The following is a 24,247-nucleotide window of genomic DNA, read 5'->3' on the forward strand; positions in this document are numbered from 1 at the left end:
CTTGCTCACCTCACCTTACATTATAATTTCTTTTGCAATTCATATAGCTTTGTCATCGCTTCAAGCGGTGTCATATCCATTAAATTAAATGACTTCAATTCTTCGATCACTGCTTGATCTTTGTTTTTCAGCACAGGTTTTGTTTGCGGTTTTTCTTCCACTTCAAAGAAAGAAAGCTGCTGTTTTTCCTCAGCCATTTCTTGTTTCGGGGCTTTAAAGACGCTCGGAATCACTTCATGTGATCCGCTCTCAAGCTCCGTTAAGATGGTCTGGGCTCGATCAATGATCGCATCAGGCAGTTCAGCAAGCTGCGCTACATGGATGCCGTAGCTTTTATCCGCTGCTCCTTCTTTGATTTGATGTAAGAAAACAACTGTCCCTTCATGTTCTTCTGCTCGTACGTGGACATTTTTCAGTTCGCTTAATTGGGATTCCAGTACCGTCAGTTCATGATAATGAGTGGAGAAAAGGGTTTTGGCACCAATATGATCATGCACAAATTCAATGATTGCCTGTGCAAGAGCCATTCCATCATAAGTGCTTGTCCCGCGTCCAATTTCATCAAATAAAATCAAACTGTTCTTTGTCGCATGTACCATCGCATTTTTTGCTTCAAGCATCTCTACCATAAAAGTACTTTGACCAGAAATCAAATCATCTGCCGCCCCAATGCGTGTAAAGATTTGATCAAAAATCGGAAGGGTTGCCTTTGATGCTGGCACAAAACAGCCGATTTGCGCAAGAATCGAGATCAATGCCATTTGTCTCATATATGTGCTTTTCCCTGACATATTCGGACCAGTAATGAGCAAGGTTTGTCTCCCTTTGCCCATTTGGCAGTCATTCGGCACATACTCTTGATGATCCATCACTTTTTCAACAACAGGATGACGACCATCAATGACTTCCACTTCATCTGATGAAAATTCAGGGCGAACATAACGCCGTTTTTCACTCACAGTGGCAAAGCATTGCAGCGCATCAAGCTCACTCATTTGTTTTGCAAGCAACTGTAATCTAGGAATATAGGCTTTTACTTGTTCCCGAAGCGCAGAAAATAGTTCATATTCCAATTCACTAATATTTGATTCCGCCTCAAGAATAAGGGCTTCTTTTTCTTTCAATTCAGGTGTAATATACCGCTCTGCATTGGCAAGGGTTTGTTTTCTTTCATAACGGCCTTCTTCTAATAAATGCGTATTTGCACGGGTCACTTCGATATAGTAGCCAAACACTTTATTAAAGCCGACTTTCAACGATCGAATGCCTGTATATTCTCTTTCTTGCTGTTCAAGACGAGCGATCCAATCTTTCCCGTTTCGGCTCGCATCACGATATTCATCTAATTTTGCATTGTAGCCATCTTTAATCAAATTGCCTTCTTTTAACGTCATCGGCGGATTCTCATAAAGAGCATCTTCTAATAAATTAAGTAAATCACCGCATGGGTCAATGTCATTTGCTCTAGATTTCGCCATTTCCTCCGGGAGAGAATGGACAAGCTCTTTAATAGCCGGCACTTGCTTGAGAGATTCTTTCAATTGAATAAGATCTCGGGCATTCACATTTCCAAATGCCACACGGCCTGCTAGACGTTCAAGATCATACACTTGCTTTAAACGTTCTCGCAGATCCTCTCGCTCAAAGAAATGTTCCATCAAAATTTGCACCATTTCCTGGCGTTCTTTGATTTGTGAAAGGCGGATGAGCGGACGATCGATCCATTGCTTCAGCAATCTTCCGCCCATTGCCGTTTTTGTTTCATCTAAGAGCCATAATAAAGAACCCTTCTTGCTTTTTGAACGGATGGTTTCTGTTAATTCAAGGTTTCGCTTTGAGTAAAGATCAATTTTCATCGTTTGTTCAAGCTGAAACACTTGAACTTGCTGAAGATGATCAAGACTCCTTTTTTGCGTTCTTCTTAAGTATGCATAGAGTGTTAAAAATGCTCTTTTCAGATGTTCGTCAAGATGAGCAACGAGTCGTTCAGCTTCATCTATTAATTCAGCGCTATCTTCGTATGAGATGGTCGCTTGGCAGCGTTCCTTCAAGGTTTTCACCGTTTCTTCATCGAGCTGCTTTGATACCACAATCTCTTTTGCACCGACAGAATAAATTTCAGACACAACTTCATCTAACCGTTCAATGAAAGCCGCCATGTTTTCACCTGTTGATAAATCGGAAAGCGCAAGACCGTAGCCATTTTGAAAGCTGGAAACAGACGCGATAAAGTTATTTTCGTTTTCATTCAGTCCTTTGCCATCCATGACCGTACCTGGTGTAATTAGTTGAACGACCTCTCTTTTGACCACACCTTTTGCCGTTTTAGGGTCTTCCACCTGCTCACAAATGGCGACTTTATAGCCTTTTTCAATCAGTTGTTCTATGTATGCAGACGCAGAATGATATGGAACACCACACATTGGAATCGTGCCGCCATCCCTGCTCGTTAACGTAATTTCTAATTCTTGTGCTGCTTCTTTTGCATCATCAAAAAACATTTCATAAAAATCGCCTAAGCGAAAAAATAAAAAGGCATCTTGGTAATCTGCCTTGATCTTTAAATATTGCTGTATCATGGGCGTATAACTTGCCATATTTCTAATCCCTCACTATATTACTTTCGAATTCATACCATCTTTCATTATAGCATAAAAATTCACCTTTTTTCCCTAGATCAAAGCACAAAAAAACTAGGGAGATATGCGCCCTAGTCATCAATTACTCTTCTGGATCACCTGCGAGGAATTCTGGATGAATATCTTCTAATTCCTCATCCACTTCTTCTTCCCATTCGTGATCATCTTTTTCTTTCCAGCTTGAATTGACTTCTACAACAATTTTGGTTTCCCCTACTACTTCAGCAATGAATTCACGCTCTGCTTGAACGACAATTTTATTGCCATTTGGAGAAATGGTGACTTCTAAGCAATTGGGCTGCTGTAAGACTTTCGCAATCACTTCGTGCTCATCATCAAGGAAGTTTTTATCTTTATATCTCAGTTTGATGATATCTACATATTTTACACGTTCTGTGACCACTTCGGTTTTCGTGTTGTCTGCGTAAGAATACCACACGTTAATATCAAATGTACCTTCAATCTCAACTGTTTTACCGACCTTTTCAGCATCATACTTATGATTAATGATCCAACCGCCTAGGATGCTGGTTGGTTTTTGCGATGGAGAAATGGTGTGTGTGCTTTGGGTAAATTTCCTCCCTTTTGCAACCACCGCTTTTGTAATAATTTCTCTGTATTCAGACATTCCGGCATGCCTCCTTGTTCTTGATCGTTTTATCTTATGCTGGGCATTCGTCTAGTGTGTCACGATTTTGAGTCTCATGTTCAATTAAATTCATTTCTGTTTCAGTGTATGCATGGTCGCCCATAAACTTGCCTTGAAAATTGGAAAAGTTGGAGAGTGAGAGATTGGGGTTGATGGAAGCTGAAGGAGAAAGAAGGTATGCAATTCTTACATCAGAAAACAAAAAACCCCGCATCTGCGGGGTTTTCTCATTTAATGGAGCAACTTGGGGATGAGTTTTTCACTTTTGAACCGGTTTCTCCTAATAAAAGGTCACCGCCGGTTGAAAGAATGATTTCATCCGTTACTTGATTAGAAATCGTGTGCGCTACAAGCTGAAGCAGGGAATTAACCTCTGTTTGTGATTCTTTGAATTCTTGAATCACTGGGATCTCATCCAGTTCTTCTTGCAGGGCATCAATTTTTTCTTCCACTTGTTTTAAGGCTTCATGTTTGCCATAATGCTTTAAATTCACAGCTTGCTTTTGAAGCGCCTTAATTTGATTAATGATCGCTGCAATTTTTGTATTTTCATTGATTTGCGCTTCTGCTTTTTTGAAGAAATCAACTTCTTCTGTTTCAGAAATCATTTTCGCGAGCTCTCTTGCGCGCTCGACAATCTCTTTCTTTGAATAAAGCGTCATTTTAATTCACCTCGATAGCTTCTCCAACCATTTCTCCGTCAAGAGACCAAGTTTTGGCTTGTGTGATTTTCACTTTGACGATGTTGCCAATCGCTTCTTTTGGTGCTTTAAAATTCACAAGCTTGCTTTTACTTGTATATCCGGCTAGGATCTCAGGGTTGTTTTTACTTTCACCCTCTACTAATACTTCGACAGTCTGCCCTTCATATTCCTTCATTTTCTTCGCAGAAATTTCATTTACGAGTGCATTCAGGCGCTGCAGACGTTCTTTTTTGACACGCATTGGCACGTTGTCTTTCATATTGGCTGCTGGTGTTCCTTCTCTTGGAGAGTAAATGAACGTATAAGCCGCATCAAACTCAACCTCACGATAAAGGGAAAGCGTCTCTTCAAACTGCTCATCTGTTTCATTTGGGAACCCAACGATAATGTCCGTTGTTAATGAAGCATTTGGCATTGCCTCTTTGATTTTGCGCACTAGGTCAAGGTAACGTTCACGGTCGTATTTTCTTGCCATGAGTTTCAGCACAGAAGAACTTCCTGATTGAACCGGCAAATGAATATGATCGAGAAGGTTTCCGCCTTTGGCAAGCACTTCAATTAAGTGATCATCAAAGTCACGCGGGTGGCTTGTTGTAAAACGGATACGTGGAATATCGATTTTACGCAGCTCATCCATTAGGTGACCAAGACCATATTCCATGTCTTCAAAATCTTTTCCATACGCATTCACGTTTTGACCAAGAAGGGTAATTTCTTTATATCCTTCTGCTGCTAAGCGTCTGACCTCTTGAATAATTTCATCCGGACGGCGGCTTCTTTCCTTACCGCGCGTGTAAGGGACGATACAGTATGTACAGAATTTATCACAGCCGTACATAATATTCACCCATCCCTTAATTTTTCCTTGGCGGGCTCTCGGAAGATTTTCAATCACATCGCCTTCTTTAGACCAAACCTCAATGACCATTTCTTTTGAAAGGTAGCATTCAGATAATAGCTCTGGCAGGCGGTGAATGTTGTGGGTACCGAAAATCAAGTCAACAAATGGGTGTTTCTTTAAAATACGGTTAACGACCGATTCTTCTTGCGACATGCATCCGCAGACGCCTAAGATTAAATCTGGCTTTTCACGCTTTAATGCTTTTAAATGACCAAGCTCTCCAAACACTTTGTTTTCTGCATTCTCACGAATGGCACAAGTGTTTAATAAGATGACATTCGCATCTTCAGTCGAATTTGTTGGTTCATAACCAAGCGCCATAAAAATACCAGCCATCACTTCTGTGTCATGCTCATTCATTTGACAGCCATATGTGCGAATATAAAACTTGCGGCCGTTCCCTAACCCTTGAAACCGCTCGTCAATTTGAAATTGATTGTATTCGACTTCTTCTTTACCCCGTTTTTTTGCATCTTTTAAGGAAGGCGGAATGTACACAGCTTCAAAATACTGGCTGTAGTCCTTCTCGGATTTTTTGTCCGATGAACTTACTTGTCCGCTCGCTTTTCTCTGCTCTTCATTCATGAATTTGTACTCCTTTCAAACCAAGCTCCACCCTACAGTATAGACTATTTTGTCGTGAAATGAAAATAAATTCATATGTGTTTTTTCTATGAAAAATGTCTATCATCTGGACAGTCATCAATACTCTTGATCAAAAGAAAAGAGAGCCTCAGCTCTCTCAATCAAGTATATTCAGTTTTTTTGCTTCTTCTTCGATGATTGTCAGTGCACGGTCAAGCTCTTCTTTTGTGTGCTCTGCTGTGATGATGGCTCTAATTCTCGCTTTTCCTTTCGCTACAGTTGGAAAAGCAATGCCTTGAGCGAAAACGCCGCGCTCGATTAATGCTTTTGAAAAACGGAAAGTGAGTGCCTCGTCTCCAATCATCATCGGAATAATAGGCGTTTCTGTTGGTGCCACCTCAAATCCAAGACCGATGACTTTTTCTTTAAAATAGGCCGCGTTCTCCCAAAGTGTTTCAATGCGCTCCGGTTCGTCTAACAACACTTCAATGGCTTCTTCACAGGCTCTTGTGACAGCCGGCGGATGTGAGGTGCTGAATAAAAACGGTCTTGCTTTATGCTTTAAATAGTCGATTAAAACGGCAGAACCAGCGACGTAACCGCCTAGCACACCAACTGCCTTACTAAGTGTGCCAACCTGAATATGCACTCTGCCGTCAAGTTGAAAATGATTCACTGTTCCGCGGCCATTTTCACCAAGTACTCCAGACGCATGGGCATCGTCTACCATCACAAAGGCATCATATGCTTCTGCAAGTCTTACAATCTCAGGAAGCGGTGCAATATCTCCATCCATTGAGAACACACCATCTGTCACGATAAGACGGACGCGGTAATTCATCGATTTCTTTAATATTTTCTCAAGCTCTTCCATATTAGAATGAGCATATACTTTTTTATCTGCCTTTGTTAAGCGAATCCCATCGATGATTGAGGCATGGTTCAGCTCATCTGAAATGACAATATCATCTTTTGTGAGAATACTGGATAAGACCCCTTGGTTGGTCGTAAAGCCTGATTGGAATACGAGGGCTGCCTCTGTCTTTTTAAAAGCTGCGAGCTTTTTTTCAAGCCGTTCATGCATTGTCATCGTTCCAGCAATGGTTCGTACAGATCCTGTTCCAGCACCGAATTCATCAATCGCCTCTTTTGCCGCTTTCATCAGCCTTGGATGTGAGGTGAGACCTAAGTAGTTATTTGAAGAGAGTTGTATGACGGATTGTTCATTTAATGTCACCGTGGATGATTGTTTGGAATCGATTTCTTTCAGTGTTTGATGGGTGCCTTGCTGCTTCATTGTGCCCAATTCATCTTGTAAATACGTAAATTCTTTCATCATTTCGTCCCCCTTTGATATGATGGCATGATCAGTACGACCTTCCCGCACGTACCATTTCTCATGAGTTCAAATCCCTTTTCAAAATCTTCAAATGGCAGCGTATGGGTGACAACCGGCTGTACATCAATGGTATTCGTTCTTAAAAGTTCAGATACTTGACGCCACGTCTCAAACATTTTTCTCCCCGTGATCCCTTGCACGGTTAATCCCCTAAAAACAATTTGATTCGTAATGTCAATGGTTACCGGCCGCTCTGGCAAACTTAGTATATTCACTTTCCCTCCATTTGCACAAGCTTCGAGTGCTTGATTAATCGCAACGGGATGTCCTGACATCTCACACATCACGTCTGCCCCTTCCATCCGCGTGAGCTGCTTGATCATGGCAACAGGATCATCTTTTCCGATATCCACGATATGATCTGCACCCATTTTACGGGCAAGATCCAGTCTGTATTCATTTTTATCAACAGCGAACACTTGGACAGCCCCGGAGGCTTTTGCAACCGCAATCGCCATTAAACCAATGGGCCCACAGCCAAAAACCGCCACTGACTTTCCTGAAACAGGTGTATGCAGAACTGTATGAACAGCATTTCCAAGCGGTTCTTGAATAGATGCAAGTTCCACTGGCATTTGAGCTGGATTATGCCACACATTTTGTTCTGGTACTTTGACATATTCAGCAAAACAGCCATCAATGTCGACCCCTAAAATTTTCGTTTCGCTGCACAAATGCTGCTGACCCGTTAAACACATATAACACTGATTACAGACAATATGCGTCTCAGCCGATACAAAATCCCCTACTTTTGCTCGTGAGACTTGGTTCCCCGTTTTGACAACTTCCCCTGTGAATTCATGACCAAAAATGTACGGTGCTTTGACTCTCCCCTTCGCCCAATCATCCCAATTATAAATATGCACATCCGTTCCGCATATCGATGTAGCCTTTACTTGGATAAGCACTTCATGATCCCTTATTTCTGGAATTGGCATTTCCATCATCGTCGCTCCGTAAGCGCTTTCTTTTTTAACAATCGCTTTCATCGTTCCACACATGACGTACAACCCCTTTGTTAAAAAACTTCTCCCAATCCGATCTTATCATGTCTTATTTTAGACGTAAATACCGATGTCTTTCAGGAGAAGACAAATGAACACTCCACATATTTTTTTAGATATTTTTCTAAAAAAAAAAGCAAATCTCCTTTTATTCGGAGATTTGCTTTTAAGTTGTCAGTGTTTTTTTGAAACGGCCACATACAAAGCCGGCACAATCAGTAGTGTCAGAATCGTTGAGAAAAAGACACCTGATACGATGCAGATCGCTAGCGGTTTAAAGAGCGGATCATTACTTAAAGCAACGGGCATAAGAGCGACAAGTGCTGTAAATGCTGTCAGCAAAATAGGTCTAATCCTTGCTCTCCCCGCTTCAATCACAGCTGTTCGTTGATCGAGACCTTGCTTGCGCCTCTGTTCAATAAATTCAAACAAAACGACCGCATTTCGGACAACAATACCTGCCAATGAGACAATCCCCATTGTGGCCATAAAGCTAAACGGCGTTTGAGTGACAAATAGTCCAATAATGGCGCCGGATATCGCTAAGTAAACCGTTCCAAGAACTAAAAGCGGAAGCATGAGTGAATTGAATTGGAAAGCGATGGTCACATAAATGAGCAGCAAAACTACCCCAAATAAGAGACTAATTTCAATAAAGAATTGGGTTTGATCTTCATTTTCTCCGCCCTGAGAAATGGTCAAATTCTTCGCTGCATCGCTTTTCCCAACTTCATTTACGACTTCTGTCATATCCTCTTTAAACGTATCTGATGTACCAGGATATGCCTTTAACGTGATCGTCGGCATCCCGTTTTCATGAGGAATGCTTTCATACTGCTCTGTTTCTTTTTCCTTTACATATCGGCTAAGCGGCTCCAATTGAGGAATGCCACCCTCATTTGCACTCACAGGCACCTTGATGTCTTTTAGCTTCAGTCCGTTTTGATGTGTGCTCATGTCTTGTTTCACTACGAGGTCGATGTCATCTGTTCCTTGTTTAAAGGTGCCTAATGGAATTCCTTCTGTAACAAGGCCAAGCTGTCTGCTGACAAACTGAGCAGTGAGCCCATCCTCTGCCATTCGGTCACGATTTAATTCAAATGAGATGGTTTTCACCGGCTGATTGACATCGTCTGTGATCAGGCTCGCTCCGCTTTCTTTCATTTCTTTTGTGAGCTTCTCTTTCACATCAACGAGTTTTGAAAATTGTTCTCCTGCAACAGTGACGGTCACAGGCGCTCCCGTTGGTGGTCCTTGAACAATGGTTTTCATAAAGATATCAGCATCTTTAAATTTCTTTCGCAATGGCTCTGTCATACGATCGATCAATGCTTTGCTTGTCATCTGCTCATTGTCTACTCTGACAACAACCTGACCCGTATGATCACTTGCGTTTGAGATACTTTCATTAAACAAGTTCGGCACACCGCCGCCTGCAAAAATGGCCGTCTCTTCAATGCCTTTTTGCTGTTTGATCTCTTGTTCTATTTTCTCTAATGTGTCATTCGTTTTATCTAAGGTTGTTTCACTTGGAAGTGTCACAGTGACAACAACTTCTTTCTTATTCGCCGCAGGGAAAAACTCAAATGGTGTGGCGAAAATAAGCAAAAAGGCAAGTGTGGCTACGAGCAAACCACTTAATCCAATGAGAAGTGGCCGCTTCACGATGTTTGTCAGTACTCGATCTGCATAAAAATCGGCTAACCTTTTTAATGGTTTGCCTAAAAAGCCCGGTTCTTTTTGAATCTTCTTGTTCTTTCTTTTTCGGTTTGCTGTATATTGATACACTGGCACAAGTGTCAATGAAATGACCATTGACGCAAGTACAGTTGTGACTAGAACAGACGGTAACGCTCGAATAAATGAACCGTTCGCACCAGAAAGGAAAACAAGCGGCAAGAAGGCAAAGACAACAGCCAGTGTTGACGTTAAAATAGATCCAGCCACTTCTTTTACACCTGCAATTGTTCCTTTAAGCGGACTTTCGTATTTTTTCATCTGCCTCAAAATATTATCGTTGACGACAATGGCGTCATCTACAAGTATCCCTAGCGCAATGATAAAGCCAATAATTGAAATTTGATTAAGGTCCACTTGTAAAAACGGCAGCGGGATGGTTCCGATCGTTATGGATAGCGGAATCGCAAGTGAAACGATAAACGCACCACCAATGGTTAGACCAAGTGTGGTGACGATAATGACGGCGATGATGGCCACGATCGCTTCTTTGATTAAATCGTTAAAAATGGAATCCACTTCACTTTTTTGTGAATAGTAGTCTATCCAATCCACACCATTTGGCAGCTCTTTCTCTTTTTCAATGACCGCACTGACTTTGTCATACATTTTAGGAATATCCAGTCCCGGCTTGATATTGACTGTAAATGAATAGGCTGGCTTTCCGTTATATGAAACGATATCACTTTTCTCTTTTTCTACTTCTTTTAAACGACCAAGCTCACCGATTGTAACAGGCTTGCGGCTCGTTTTTGAGAAAATCTCAATCTTTTTGATTTGATCTAAACGATCATAGGCATCAATGGACAGCTTGACCTTTTCTCCAGCTGCCTGGACGTCACCTAGAGGGGATGTGTCAAATTCTTGATTGATGGCATTTGTGACATCGGTCACGTTTAACCCGTTATCCTCCAGTTTACTTGAATCCAAGTTCAATATTGCTTGTTTGTCATTGAATCCTTTGATGACAACTCCATCAACACCTTTGATGTCCTCCACTTTTTCTTTTAACGCACGCAGCGATTTCTGACTTTTTGCTAAATCAGATGAGTTACTTGCTACAATCATATAAGAACCAACTGGCACATTGCCAAACTCATCCTTTACATCTGGCTCCATCACACCATCTGGAAAAGAAGAGGCGGCATTTGAGGTTTCACTCTTGATTTGACTTGCCACCTTTTGAAAATCGGCTTGATCATCAATTTCAAGCACAATATTTGAGAAACCAATAGCAGAAACAGAGCTTGTCTTCTCTACACCATTGATATCAGAAATGGCCGACTCGAGCTTATTGGTGACATCACTTTCTACCTGTTTTGCATCAGCACCAGGGAAAACAGTCGAAATGGTTACAATATTTGCTTGAAACTCTGGCAGTTCTCGTTTAGGAAGCTGTGTAAACAAATAACCTCCAGCAATGAGAACGATAAAAAATAAAATAAAAACAAGCTTTCCCCTTTTTAAAAAAGCTTCGATCATTATTTCACCTACTTAAATATTTATTTTTGATGAAGTATTTTCAACTTAATCTTAATTTATCATCATGGTGAAAAAATGCAAGCTCTAATATGTCATTTTCTATCTATTTTGTGAAAGAAATATGTTATATGAGAAATGTATAGCGGTAAACAAAAACAACCTGCTTACATGATGTAAGCAGGTTGAAAATAATAAAATTAGAATTATCGTGGTTCAACAATCAGTTTGATTGCTGTTCTTTCTTCTCCATCGATAAGAATGTCAGTAAAGGCTGGAATGCATATCAAATCCACTCCGCTAGGCGCAACAAATCCCCTTGCAATGGCGACAGCCTTGACCGCCTGATTCAGTGCTCCAGCGCCGATAGCCTGTATTTCCGCTGCACCGCGTTCACGTAAAACGCCGGCTAATGCTCCTGCTACTGAATTTGGATTTGACTTTGCTGAAACTTTTAAAATTTCCATTTTTGCTCCCCCTTAAATTTACAATGGATAAGTGAGTGTTCATTAGAACAATCTTTGTTAGATGTTGCTATTTTTTTGAAAATCCATCCCCAAAATGTTTTTCAAAAATAGCAGGCTACCTACCATTTTTACTATATTCACGATAGAGGGCGCATATTCCTTCTTTCTGATTAATATTTTTCTGAAATAAATATGTGAATATTTATTCAAAGAAAATATGGTCATCATTTATCAAAATTCGATCAATTTTGACAGCTTTTTTCGACGATTCGTCAATTTCTACGATCACTGCACTTAATGTCGTGCGGCCTTCTGCAATTTCAAAACGGACAGGGAGGCTCGTTTTAAATCGTTTAATAATCGTTTCCCGATCAACACCTAAAATACCGTCATAAGGACCAGTCATGCCAACATCCGAAATATAAGCAGTTCCTTTTGGCAAGACGCGGTTATCTGCTGTTTGAACATGTGTATGTGTTCCAACGACACATGATGCACGGCCATCTGTATACCAACCCATTGCTTGCTTTTCACTTGTGGCTTCACCATGAAAATCAATAAAAATAAACGGTGTACGTTTTGAAGCTTCTGCTATGAGCTCATCTACTTTTTGAAATGGGCAGTCAATCGGAGGTAAAAATGTGCGGCCTTGCAAGTTGATGACAGCTAGTTCTTTACCTTGTTTTTTAATAAAAGTAAGCCCTTTCCCTGGTGTACCTTGCGGGAAGTTTGCCGGACGAACAATATGGGGTGCATCATCGATGAAATCGAAAATGTCTCTTTTATCCCATGTATGGTTCCCCATCGTGAGCACATCAGCCCCAGCTTGAAGCAGCTCGTGATAGATTTTTTCAGTAAGACCTTTCCCATGAGCCGCATTTTCTCCATTGACAATCGTAAAGTGTGGCTGATATTTTTTCTTTAGCTTTGGCAAGTATTCTTTCAGTGTATCTCTGCCAGGTGAACCAACGATATCTCCAACAAATAATATTTTCATACGTTTTGAACCCTTTCTCTTATAAAATGATCTTCTTATCAGTGTTGCATATTTACACAAAAAAATAAAGCGGCGCTAAGCGCACCGCTCTATTTTGCATACTCTACTGCGCGAGTTTCTCGAATAACTGTCACTTTAATGTGACCAGGGTAATCGAGCTCGTCCTCAATCCGCTTACGAATATCCCTTGCTAGACGGTGAGCTTCAAGATCATTAATTGAATCTGGCTTCACCATAATACGCACTTCACGTCCAGCTTGTATCGCAAACGATTTTTCAACACCTTCATAAGATTCAGAGATGTCTTCTAATTTCTCAAGTCTCCGAATGTAATTTTCAAGCGTCTCACTTCTTGCACCAGGGCGTGCTGCAGATAATGCATCGGCTGCCGCAACAAGAACAGCGATAATAGATGTCGGTTCTTGGTCACCATGGTGAGATGCAATACTGTTGATGACAACAGGATGCTCTTTATATTTCGTCGCAAGCTCAACGCCAATTTCCACGTGGCTTCCTTCTACTTCATGATCAATGGCTTTTCCAATGTCATGCAGAAGACCTGCTCGTTTTGCAAGCTTTGCATCTTCTCCAAGCTCTGAAGCCATGAGACCTGCAAGATGTGCAACCTCAATTGAATGCTTCAGGACATTTTGTCCATAACTAGTACGGAATTTTAAGCGACCGAGAATTTTGATGAGATCCGGATGCAAACCGTGAACTCCGACTTCAAATGTCGTTTGCTCACCCATCTCGCGGATATAATCATCGACTTCACGGCGTGATTTTTCCACCATTTCTTCAATTCGTGCAGGATGAATACGTCCATCCTGGACTAGCTTGTCCAGAGCTATCCTAGCTGTTTCACGTCTTATCGGATCAAAGCCCGATAAGATGACAGCTTCAGGTGTATCATCAATGATCAGGTCAATACCTGTTAACGTTTCTAACGTACGGATATTTCGTCCCTCACGTCCGATAATACGACCTTTCATCTCATCATTTGGAAGATTGACTACAGATACTGTTGTTTCAGCTACATGATCAGCTGCACAACGCTGTAACGCAAGTGAAAGAATGTTTTTCGCTTTTTTATCAGCCTCTTCTTTCGCCCGGTTTTCAGATTCTTTCGTCATGACTGCAATGTCGTGGGAAAGCTCATTTTCAACTTGATCCAGAATGATTTGTTTCGCTTCATCTCGAGTTAGACTAGAAATACGCTCCAACTCAGCTTTCTGCAAACGAATCATATCATCCACTTTGCTTTCCATCTCTTCAATATGTTGTTGTCGTTCATTCAGAGAATGATCTCTCTTCTCCAACAGGGACTCCCGTTTATCTAAAGATTCGTCCTTGCGATCAAGGTTTTCCTCTTTTTGAAGTAAACGGTTTTCTTGTCTTTGAAGCTCATTACGTCTTTCACGAACTTCTTGCTCCGCCTCTACACGAAACGAATGAATTTCATCTTTCGCTTCTAAGAGCGCTTCTTTCTTCAATGCTTCCGCATCACGCTTTGCATCCTCAACAATTTGTTCGGCCATGTTTCTTGCGCCGGATATTTTTGCTTCTGCAATGGTTTTACGAACAAAGTAGCCAACAACTAAACAGATTAGGCTCAGCAAAATGGAGATGATCGTAAACATCGTAGGCGACATATTTTCACCTCCTCTTGCTATGAACTTGGTTTTACAAATAAAGTGTCGGCATGTACATTGTTTTGTGTCTCAACATACAGGGCCTTCACAGGGAATGAGATCCTCACTGCCCTTGTCAAGTTTAAATTAGTTATCAATCATGTTAAGAAAAACAAGTGATACATTCCCATTGTAATTGTGTCGGAAATACTTGTCAAGCTAGTCAGACTAAGGCGTAAGTCGTTATTTCAAGCAAAGACAGAACTTTTGACCCGCTAGCTGTTATGTAATTGTAAAAAAAAGACGCTTTTCAGCGTCTTTTTAGTCATTCAATTCCAATTCTTCTTGTCCTTCTTCGTCAGTTGATTTCACTCCGTTTGTATCCAAACCGTAGTGCTCCCTGATCTGCTCCTGAATCATAAGAAGAATGTCTTTATTCTCTTTTAGGAATTGCTTCGCATTTTCACGTCCTTGTCCAAGACGTTCCTCTTGATAAGAATACCAAGCCCCGCTCTTTTGGACGATATCTAGTTCGCTTCCAAGGTCGATGATTTCTCCCTCTTTCGAGATCCCTTCACCGTACATAATGTCTACTTCGGCAATACGGAATGGCGGTGCCACTTTGTTTTTCACAACTTTAATTCTCGTTTTGTTCCCCATGATGTCGTTCCCTTGTTTCAACTGTTCAGCACGGCGTACTTCTAAACGAACAGATGAATAGAACTTAAGTGCACGTCCACCAGGCGTTGTTTCAGGATTACCAAACATAACCCCTACTTTTTCACGAATTTGGTTAATAAAGATCGCAATTGTTTTTGATTTGTTGATAGCACCAGATAGTTTACGAAGTGCTTGAGACATCAAACGTGCTTGAAGACCAACGTGTGAATCTCCCATGTCTCCTTCGATCTCTGCTTTTGGTACAAGAGCAGCTACTGAGTCAATGACAACAATATCAACTGCACCACTACGAACAAGTGCTTCTGCAATTTCAAGTGCTTGTTCTCCTGTATCCGGCTGAGAAAGCAATAACTCATCAATGTTGACACCTAATTTTTGAGCGTAAACTGGATCTAGCGCATGCTCCGCATCGATAAATGCAGCTTGTCCTCCCTGCTGCTGAACCTCAGCAATCGCATGAAGTGCTACTGTCGTTTTACCAGAACTCTCTGGACCATATACTTCAATAATACGGCCGCGAGGGTATCCACCTATTCCAAGCGCAGTATCAAGTGCTAACGAACCACTAGGTACTGTTGAAATACGTGTATCTGTTTGCTCTCCTAGTTTCATAATAGAGCCTTTACCAAACTGTTTTTCTATTTGTTTAAGAGCCATATCTAAGGCTGCTTGACGATCACTCATTCTATTGTTTCCTCCTTTATCAATTCCACTATCTATACTATACCTTGTTTTACGTCATTTGCCAAGAAAAAAACGAACACATATTCGATTTTTTCTTGGCAGATTATTTAAGAAAAGAGCTGTTTCTATTAGAAAAAACGCTCTTTTATAAAGGAGTAAACCTCATAAAAACCAAAATTAACTTTCTTTTAATAATTTGAGAAGGTGGTGCAAACCATATTTCACAGCACGCTTGCGAATGCCTGATCGGCTGCCAGTAAACATCCATTCAAACACGTCTGTCTGATCTTTTGTCGATAGCCCGATAAATACTTTTCCAACCGGCTGTCCTTCGTGTGGTTCAGGACCTGCCACACCTGTAAAGCTAATACCGATATCGCTTCCCGTCAGTTTTCTAACGCCTTCTGCGAGCTCTAACGCACACTCTTTGCTGACAGCACCATGAGAAGACAATGTTTCTTCACGGCAGCCCAGCACTTGCTGCTTGACTTGATTTGTGTAACAAACCACACTACCGTTTAAAATGGATGATGCCCCTTCGAGATCTGTCAGCCACTCTGAAAACATACCACCAGTCAGGCTTTCAGCTGCTGCTACTGTTTTCCCGTGTTCATGCAAGGCCTTTGAAGCTTCAAAGGCAAGAGATGTATCACCATATCCGTAGAAGTACTCGCCGACCCGTTCTAAAATTTGTGCTTCTGTTTCTTTTAACAGACGCTCTGTTTCTTTTTCATCCTCATGCTTGGCTGTCAGCCTTAGCGTCACTTCCCCGTCAGCTGCAAGCGGTGCAATCGTCGGATTGGTCTGTGCATCAATTAAATCTTCAAGATCTGTTTCCAGCTGAGATTCACCGATGCCAAAGAAACGCAAGACAACAGACACGATTTTTTCCTTTAGGCCGAGTTTTTCAGAAATAAGCGGCTTCGCTTCGTTTTCAAACATCGGATGCAATTCACTTGGCGGTCCAGGGAGCAGAATGTAAAACGTATCTCCCTCTTGTATAAACATACCAGGTGCCATTCCGAAACGGTTTACGAGCACATCAGATCCCTCTAGAACGAGCGCCTGTTTACGGTTGTTCGGTGACATATCACGTCCGGTTTTACGGAAGTATTCTTGAATAGACTCAAATGCTTCTTCATTTAGCACAAGCTCTTTACCGAGCGTACTCGCAATGGTTTCTTTTGTTAAATCATCTTTCGTTGGTCCAAGACCCCCTGAGAAGATAATAAAATTCGATCTTTCCTGTGCCACTTGAATGGCCCTTTTTAAACGCTCTGGATTGTCACCAACTGCTGTGTGGTAATAAACATTCACACCAATTTCAGCTAGTTGTTTGCTGATGAATTGTGCATTCGTATTCGTAATTTGCCCTAGCAAAAGTTCGGAACCGACTGCAATAATTTCTGCTTTTCTCTCTGACTTCAAAGCGTACACGTCCTTTTTAGTTAGAATTCTTTAAGGCTTCCCAGTTTTTCGCAAAGTAATCCCAGCCTGAGACAACAGTGAAGAACACCGCTACCCACATAGCAAGATCACCAAATGGGAATGATACAAGTTCAAACGGCAGGTTATGCAAAAGAAGTGCCGAAATCGCAATGATTTGCGCCCACGTCTTCACTTTTCCAAGCATATTGGCTGCGACCACTTCACCGCCTCCAGCTAAGACAAGCCTTAGACCTGTTACAGCAAATTCACGGCTAATGATTACAATTGCCATCCATGCCGGTGTGAGATTGTATTGAACAAGTATAATTAAAGCCGCTGAAACAAGCAATTTATCTGCAAGCGGATCTAAAAACTTACCAAAGTTTGTGACTAAATTGAGCTTACGTGCATAGTAACCATCAATCCAGTCGGTTGTCGAAGCGACAATAAACAAGATCGCTCCAACAAGGTGAGTGACTTCGATGCTGACGTCACCAAAGCGCGCAACACCCCAATCTAATGGAGCAAGCATAATCAACATAAACACAGGAATCAAGGCGATCCTAGAAAGAGTAATTTTATTCGGTAAGTTAAACATGAATTCCAATCCTCCAATAAAGCATTTTTTTATGTATATAATAGTAGGAACAAAAGAAAAGTCATCTACTTGCTTAAGATGACTTTTCCTTTCCTTTATTCACAATCACAATGTTTTGTGTCATGGTGTTTTTAGGGTCTAATTCGTACTTCAGCGTTTCGTCATTGACTTTAATATCGATTCCCGATGCATTTCCTAAGCGGATATCGACTTGGGAAAGATCAGTCAAGTCTGTTTTAAACGATTCGCCATCTTTCAATTCACCCATCTTCAGCACTTTTCCAGATTCGTCTCTCACACGAAGCCATGAAGCTTGTGAGGCAGAAATGGTTAGCTCCATCTCTTCTGCACCTGATACTTCATACGTTGTCGTAGAACCCTCTGTATTCGTCGCCTTCAAAGAAACATCTTTATCGTCTTTAGATGAATCCTTTGAGGAATCGTCTTTTTCAGATGATTTTTCTTGATCATCTGACGAAGCTTTTTCCTTTTTCTTTTGATCCTTTGCAAGCGATGAATCCTTAGACACTTCGTATTTTGATTCTGATTGCTGAGGAGCCGCCTGATTATTTTTCTGTCCGCTATCATGATTAACCGCTTGAACGATCACATAAATGATAGCGATCACCACAAGGATCCCTCCAATGATTAAAATCGTCGGAAGCAGCTCCAGTACCTTTGAGGCAGGCTTTGGCAGCTCTCGTTGCGGTTTAATATTTGATAATTTATCAGACACTTCATCGTTATACGTGCTTGGTACATCTTTACGAAACTCTTCGAACAATTGTTCAGGATTCAGTCCAACGGCTTCGGCATATTGTTTAATAAACGCTCTGACGTAAAATTTACCTGGAATGATATCATAGTTTCCTTGTTCTATTGCTAGCAAATAGCGCTTTTGGATTTTGGTAGCCGCCATCAAATCCTCCAGCGACATCCCTTTTTCCTCTCTGGCCTCAACGAGCCGTTTTCCCAATTCAGTCAAAACAAACACCTACCATTACCATATTAAAAATCGAAGCCAGAAAAACCAGAATGATCAAATACTTGTGGTTCTTCTGCGTGCTCGTATGTAATTTCTTCGTCTGCACTATTACGCAATTCAATGATGTAGTCGAAATCATCCATTGTATATTCTGAATTTTGAATAAAGATATCTGGATGCTCTACCACCTTTGTAGCAGGCAGTCTCATAATTTCTCTTAAAAGCTGCAAGTGCTTTTCAGAACCTCTTCTTGTCGACACAATCCCATCAATAATAAAGACGTTATCTGGGCTGTATTCATCTGCAATCAGCTGACTGCGAATGGTCTGTTTCAAAAGAGTCGACGATACAAACAGCCACCTCTTACTGGCACATACACTTGAAGCAACAATTGATTCTGTTTTTCCAACCCGCGGCATTCCGCGAATTCCAATCAATTTATGTCCTTCTTTTTTAAATAATTCAGCCATAAAATCGACAAGTAGACCAAGCTCGTCCCTTTCAAAACGGAACGTCTTTTTGTCATCCGCATCACGCTGAATGTATCTTCCATGACGAACAGCTAAACGGTCACGAAGTTTTGGCTGTCTTAGTTTCGTTACTTTTATCGTTTCCATTGTATTTAAAATTGATTCAAGCCGCTTAATTTGGTCTGTGTGGTCACATCGAAGAAGCATGCCGCGTCTTGATACATCAACACCATTAATTGTCACAATATTAATTGAAAGCATCCCCATTAAAGAAGAAATGTCTCCTAAAAGTCCGGGACGGTTCACCTGTATCTCATATTCAAAATACCATTCGAGCTTTGCCAAATGATATTACCCCCTTCATTGTGGCAAATTTTTACCTTCCTTTATCATAAAGCATTTTCACATTTTTAGAAAGCACAATGTTGCTAAACGGTTAAAATAAAAAGAGAGGCACAAACGACCTCTCTTTTTGTTTAGTGCGAGCTATTATTTTCAACTAGCTTGACCATCATGTTTGCAATGGCACGCTGCTCATCTTCTGATGCAACGCTCCAAAGGTCAGAAAGTACTCTTTCTTGCTCATTCTTTGCTTCAACTTCATTAGCCAGGTATCCGCCAATTTCATACGCAAGGTTATTGATGGTATCATCTGATAAACCTTTATCCTGTGCATGATTTAAACGGTCACCTAAAAAGTTTTTCCAATGGTCCCAGCTCTCAAGTACAGACATGTCGATTCCTCCATTCGAAAAGATGAATTACAGCCATAGCTTTTGTCATGGAGAGACGAATTATACACGTTTTTTAACAGTACCAGCCGCCATTGACAGATAAAATTTGACCTGTGATATAACTTGACTGCTTGGAGGCAAGAAACCAAATGGCATCGGCTATCTCTTCAGGTGCGGCAAGACGGCCTAGTGGAATCTCCTCTTCCATCATCGCAAGGTCTTCTTGTGTGAAGCTTTTCATCATATCAGTCTGAACCGCACCTGGTGAGACTGCATTTGCTCTAATTCCACTTGGGGCAAGCTCTTTGGCAAGCCCCTTAATGAAGGCATTTTGAGCACCCTTGACCATACTGTACAGTACTTCACACGAGGCACCCGTTTCCCCCCATATTGAGCTAACCGCAATAATATGTCCTGACTTTTTTTGAATCATGGCAGGCAAAATGGATTGGGTAAGCTCATATGGACTTGTCACATGAAGCTGCACCATGCTGGCTAGAACTTCTTTTTCAGTATCTGTCACTAAACCAACATGACTCTTTCCGCTATTTAAAACAAGAATATCTGGATCAAGCGGCAGGCGGCTGACAAGCTCTGCTGCTCCGCCTGTTTTCGCTAAATCAGCTTGAACGACGTACGTTTCTACTTGATATGTTTCTTTGAGATCGGCGGAAAGACGATTAGCCGCTTGTTCATTTTGATGATAATGGAGCATCAGATGGCAGCCTTCTTGGGCAAGCTTTTTGGCTGTCGCCTGCCCAATTCCGCCACTGGCACCAGTAATCAGTGCCCAACGACTCATACTTTGTTCCTACTTTCTTTATGGAATCCTTATTCTTTTCGTTTAAATGGGAACCAATTCGCTGATCCGAACAATTTGACCATCACAGGTACGAACAATGGTAGCACAACGAGTGCATACAATAAAAGTCCAGTTAGAACAAGTGTTGCAATTTGTAAGAGTGACAATACACCTGAAGGTAGCATCGCTGCAAATGTTCCTGCCAAAATGACGGCAGCAGACATAATAACAGATCCCATATTTTTCATTGATTCAGTCATGGCAAACTGGATGTCTTTTGTTTTGTATTCATTGAACCGTTCCATTAAGAAAATCGAATAATCGACTCCAAGCGCCATTAAGATGACAAAGCCAAAGAATGGAACAGCCCAGTTGATGCCCGGATATCCGAAGAAATGGGTGAAAATAAATTCTGTTACACCAATGGCGGTAAAGTACGTTAAAATCAGCGATCCAACTAAGTAAAGCGGCATCACGAGAGAACGGAAGAGAATCACTAGTATTAAGAAAATACCGATCATCATGTAAAGAACCGTCTTATTGAAGTCTTGGTCTGACAGCTGTTTTAAATCAGCGTTCATACTTGAAACACCAGATACGCCAAATGAAACATCTTTTAGGTTTGTTTCAGGAAGTGCACGTTTGACCGAAGCTTCTACTTGTTTAATTGTTTTCATGGCGTCGTTTCCATAAGGATTGTCTTCTAAAATGACGTCAATCTTTGTCATTTTGCGGTCATCAGACATATAGGAATCGAACACTTGCTTGAATGCTTTATTTTTTAGGACATCTTTTGGAATAAACCAACCGGCCATGTCTTGATCTGGCGCGTTTTTCAGTTCATCTAAGTAGTCTCCTGCACCCATTAAGCCGTTTGAAATTTTCTCAAGGCCGTCGACACTTTTGTTTAGACCATCCGTCAGCTTGGTCAGATCGTCACCAAAGCCGCCAATTTTTTCTTTCATTTGTTTTTGACCATTAATGATGTCGCCGGCTCCATTTGCAAGTTTAGGCATACTATCAGCTAACTGCCCTTGGCCTTTAGACGTTTGATCTAGCCCGTTTTCAATGGCTTCTAAGCCAGCAATCAGCTCATCAATTTGATTTGTAAACACTTTTTGCTGCTCTGAAGCTTTTGCGATAAAAGCATCTGCTGCTTCAAGCTGTTTTTTTGCTTCTTTTGCTTGTTTTGCATAGCTGTCAGCCTGTTTGGCTCCTTCTTGCAAGGTAGTAGAAAGTTCCTTATATGAAGCTTTGATGGCTTGATATGATTGATTTTCTTTCACTTGCGGAATTTGCTGCTCAAGTGTACTGAATTGTTTATTCGCTTGACTGATCAAAGCTTTCACATCCGCTGCGGCAGAGGATGACGTATCGACTTGTGCCAATGCGGCTTTTAATTCTTTGGAAATGCTTTTATACAGTGCCACTTGCTGATTCACTTGTGCGACTTGATCTGTTAATTCCTTTTTCGCACCCTTTATTCTTTCTTTAATTTCAGAAACGCCTTTTTTGTTTTGATCGATATAGGTTTGCAGTTCTCTCATCGTTTTTTCGACGTTTTGAATACCTGATTTTACGGATTCGGTTCCAGAAATCAATTTGTTAATGCCTTTTCCTGATGCTTTAATTTGTGGTGTTTGATCCTCGATGGATTTACTCATGGTTGTAAGAGCATCTTGGATCTTTTTCAACCCTTCGTTACTTTTATCAAGCCCGCTATTTAGCTCTTTGGCTTGAGATTTCACGTACAGATCATTCAGCCCTTTACCAACAGGACGAGTGGCACTTCTCACTTTACTCACGCCATCTGTTTGTTCAATGGCGCGGCTTAGTTTTTCAACAGCAATCAGACCTTCGTTATTGTCTAAAAGATCGGATGATTTCACGACAACGGTTGCTGGAAGAGCTTCACCTGGTCCAAATTTGTCAGAGATCGTATTAAATGCATTGACGGATTCGTATTTATTGCCGATTTCGTCTAGGTTGTTATATGAAAGTGTTCCTTTATACATAAGAATCGCTGGAAGGGTAATAATTGCAACGATTAGCAAGCTGAGAAGTGGTTTCATAAATGAAAAACGACCGGCTGTTTCCCACATTTTCGATTGCGGGTGGGCAATATCGCCTTTGATCGGCCAAAATAACACTTTTCCTAAAACCGCCATAAAGAATGGAACGACAGTGAGCAATGCCACAATTAACACGGCAACACCAACCGCCACGGCGACAGCTGATTTATACAGTTGGAATTCGGCTAAACCGATACACGTAAAACCAATGAGGACAGCAATTCCGCTGAATAAAACGGTTTTACCTGCCGTCTTATATGTTGTAATAATCGCCTCAATCTTATCTTTTCCGTGAGATAGTTCTTCTTTAAATCGGCTTAGCAACAGGATGCAGTAGTCGGTTCCAATCCCAAACATGATGGCGACCATAAAAATTTGGGTAAAGGTCGAGAGCGGAAAATCAACATACTTTACTAGGTAAGCCACAATGGATTGGCTGACCAAATAGGAAAGCGCTACGGCCACTAAAGGAACGAACGGTGCCACTGCGGATCTAAAGACAAGCACAAGAACAATTAAAATAAACCCAATTGTAATGAATTCTGTTTTTTTCAGACCTTCTTGTGAGCTTGTGATGACATCATCGTCGATTAGCGGCTGCCCTGTCATTTCAAATTTCAGGTTCAGGCTCTTAAGCTTTTCATTGACTCTTTCTTTAAAATCGGATGCTTTGATTTTGTTCGAGTCGTATGTAACTGGAACAAGAAGTGTTGTTTGATCTTTAGAGAGCATCTGTTTTTTAATATCTTTGTTTGCATCAAAATAAGAAGTGATGTCTTCCACATGGAGATCTTGATCCTTTTCTAAAATCTCCATCGCTTTCTTTAAAGAGGCTTCTCTTTCTTTGACGATATCCTTTCCTTGAAAGACAATGACGATCGATTTTTCCGTATCCCCATTTTCAGACATGTTCTTTAATAATTGATCGGCGTAGGAAGAAGGATAACCATCTGGAACAGAAATCTGCCCTTTTTCTTTTGTTAATTGCGCCATATTAGGAGCGGTGATTAATAATACAGCCGCTAGTACGACCCAAAGGATCGTAATCAGCCATCTACCCTTTATGATTGCTCTCATTACTATGTTGTGCCTCCTCTTCGATGATAATTTGATAAATCTTTTCATATGTTTGAATAAATGATTCGATTTCTTTTTCATCAAACTTTTCTAAATATGACCGAACAAGATCCTGAAGCTGCTTTTCCATTCGGCTGACCACGTCTTTTCCTTCGGGCGTCACATAGAGATGAACATTTCTTCGATCAGCTTGATCATGCTCACGATAAATATAATCTTTATTAAAAAGACGATTGGTCATGGATGTCACAGCACTTTTGTTGACATTACATTCGATGGCAAGGTCTGTTGATGTACATCCTGGGTGTAAATTGATGTATCGAAGCGAGTAATATTGATCAAGTGTCAGTTCTTTATCGAGCTTTTCCGTGATCATACTCGATACTTTTTTCTCCATCATGAGATAGACGTCCGCATATCTCTGGATGAGTTGGGCAATTTTATTTTGTACCATATGCTGCTCCTTTAGTTTGATTGTTTAACTATTAAAGAGTTTAACTAATTACCGAAACAATTGTCAATCA

The 24,247-nt window shown here is 41.0% G+C and carries 19 protein-coding genes; all 19 read right to left on the reverse strand.

What is annotated here, in order from left to right; all coding sequences use genetic code 11:
- Positions 1 to 20 precede the first annotated feature (20 nt).
- The gene (gene mutS / locus LCD34_RS16120; protein ID WP_224559752.1) at positions 21 to 2,597 is read right to left on the reverse strand and encodes a DNA mismatch repair protein MutS; all 2,577 of its coding nucleotides are present in this window, start codon (positions 2,595 to 2,597) and stop codon (positions 21 to 23) included.
- Positions 2,598 to 2,721: 124 nt separating this feature from the next.
- Entirely contained in the window at positions 2,722 to 3,267 is a 546-nt protein-coding gene (gene cotE / locus LCD34_RS16125; protein ID WP_007499466.1) for an outer spore coat protein CotE, read from the reverse strand.
- A 248-nt stretch (positions 3,268 to 3,515) separates the two neighbouring features.
- Positions 3,516 to 3,950 (reverse strand): RicAFT regulatory complex protein RicA family protein, encoded by a 435-nt coding sequence (locus LCD34_RS16130; protein ID WP_008344661.1) that lies wholly within the window; start codon positions 3,948 to 3,950, stop codon positions 3,516 to 3,518.
- Position 3,951: 1 nt separating this feature from the next.
- Entirely contained in the window at positions 3,952 to 5,478 is a 1,527-nt protein-coding gene (gene miaB, locus LCD34_RS16135; protein ID WP_007499471.1) for a tRNA (N6-isopentenyl adenosine(37)-C2)-methylthiotransferase MiaB, read from the reverse strand.
- A 157-nt stretch (positions 5,479 to 5,635) separates the two neighbouring features.
- A complete protein-coding gene (locus LCD34_RS16140; protein ID WP_116306873.1) occupies positions 5,636 to 6,817 on the reverse strand; it encodes a glycine C-acetyltransferase in 1,182 nt (393 codons plus the stop codon).
- Positions 6,814 to 7,878 carry an L-threonine 3-dehydrogenase gene (tdh, locus tag LCD34_RS16145; protein ID WP_048002214.1) on the reverse strand — a complete coding sequence of 355 codons (1,065 nt, stop codon included), beginning with the start codon at positions 7,876 to 7,878 and terminating at the stop codon, positions 6,814 to 6,816. Before tdh ends, LCD34_RS16140 begins: the two co-directional genes overlap by 4 nt.
- A 177-nt stretch (positions 7,879 to 8,055) precedes the next feature.
- A complete protein-coding gene (locus LCD34_RS16150) occupies positions 8,056 to 11,100 on the reverse strand; it encodes an efflux RND transporter permease subunit (RefSeq protein WP_224559753.1) in 3,045 nt (1,014 codons plus the stop codon).
- A 203-nt stretch (positions 11,101 to 11,303) separates the two neighbouring features.
- Complete coding sequence (gene spoVS / locus LCD34_RS16155) at positions 11,304 to 11,564, reverse strand: stage V sporulation protein SpoVS (RefSeq protein ID WP_003211281.1); 261 nt, start codon at positions 11,562 to 11,564, stop codon at positions 11,304 to 11,306.
- Between the two features lie 202 nt (positions 11,565 to 11,766).
- Positions 11,767 to 12,561, reverse strand: a complete 795-nt coding sequence (locus tag LCD34_RS16160) for a TIGR00282 family metallophosphoesterase (RefSeq protein WP_008344680.1) — start codon at positions 12,559 to 12,561, stop codon at positions 11,767 to 11,769.
- 89 nt (positions 12,562 to 12,650) lie between these two features.
- Positions 12,651 to 14,213 (reverse strand): ribonuclease Y, encoded by a 1,563-nt coding sequence (gene rny, locus LCD34_RS16165; RefSeq protein WP_003211958.1) that lies wholly within the window; start codon positions 14,211 to 14,213, stop codon positions 12,651 to 12,653.
- 300 nt (positions 14,214 to 14,513) lie between these two features.
- The gene (recA, locus tag LCD34_RS16170; RefSeq protein ID WP_007499478.1) at positions 14,514 to 15,557 is read right to left on the reverse strand and encodes a recombinase RecA; all 1,044 of its coding nucleotides are present in this window, start codon (positions 15,555 to 15,557) and stop codon (positions 14,514 to 14,516) included.
- A 177-nt stretch (positions 15,558 to 15,734) separates the two neighbouring features.
- Positions 15,735 to 16,985 carry a competence/damage-inducible protein A gene (locus tag LCD34_RS16175; protein ID WP_007499480.1) on the reverse strand — a complete coding sequence of 417 codons (1,251 nt, stop codon included), beginning with the start codon at positions 16,983 to 16,985 and terminating at the stop codon, positions 15,735 to 15,737.
- A 16-nt stretch (positions 16,986 to 17,001) separates the two neighbouring features.
- Positions 17,002 to 17,583 (reverse strand): CDP-diacylglycerol--glycerol-3-phosphate 3-phosphatidyltransferase, encoded by a 582-nt coding sequence (gene pgsA / locus LCD34_RS16180; RefSeq protein WP_008344688.1) that lies wholly within the window; start codon positions 17,581 to 17,583, stop codon positions 17,002 to 17,004.
- A gap of 73 nt (positions 17,584 to 17,656) precedes the next feature.
- Complete coding sequence (locus tag LCD34_RS16185; RefSeq protein WP_072367246.1) at positions 17,657 to 18,568, reverse strand: helix-turn-helix domain-containing protein; 912 nt, start codon at positions 18,566 to 18,568, stop codon at positions 17,657 to 17,659.
- 23 nt (positions 18,569 to 18,591) lie between these two features.
- On the reverse strand, positions 18,592 to 19,383 hold the full coding sequence (locus LCD34_RS16190; RefSeq protein ID WP_003211480.1) for a DUF3388 domain-containing protein: 792 nt from the start codon (positions 19,381 to 19,383) through the stop codon (positions 18,592 to 18,594).
- Between the two features lie 131 nt (positions 19,384 to 19,514).
- A complete protein-coding gene (locus LCD34_RS16195; protein WP_008344693.1) occupies positions 19,515 to 19,772 on the reverse strand; it encodes a DUF3243 domain-containing protein in 258 nt (85 codons plus the stop codon).
- A gap of 73 nt (positions 19,773 to 19,845) precedes the next feature.
- A complete protein-coding gene (gene ymfI / locus LCD34_RS16200; protein WP_046526665.1) occupies positions 19,846 to 20,574 on the reverse strand; it encodes an elongation factor P 5-aminopentanone reductase in 729 nt (242 codons plus the stop codon).
- A 29-nt stretch (positions 20,575 to 20,603) separates the two neighbouring features.
- Positions 20,604 to 23,723, reverse strand: a complete 3,120-nt coding sequence (locus tag LCD34_RS16205; protein WP_224559754.1) for an MMPL family transporter — start codon at positions 23,721 to 23,723, stop codon at positions 20,604 to 20,606.
- Positions 23,701 to 24,177 (reverse strand): MarR family winged helix-turn-helix transcriptional regulator, encoded by a 477-nt coding sequence (locus tag LCD34_RS16210; RefSeq protein WP_007499493.1) that lies wholly within the window; start codon positions 24,175 to 24,177, stop codon positions 23,701 to 23,703. The genes LCD34_RS16205 and LCD34_RS16210 overlap by 23 nt, the downstream gene beginning before the upstream one ends.
- Positions 24,178 to 24,247: the final 70 nt, after the last annotated feature.

The organism is Bacillus sp. RAR_M1_44 (genome assembly GCF_020165935.1).
GTDB lineage: Bacteria > Bacillota > Bacilli > Bacillales > Bacillaceae > Bacillus > Bacillus altitudinis.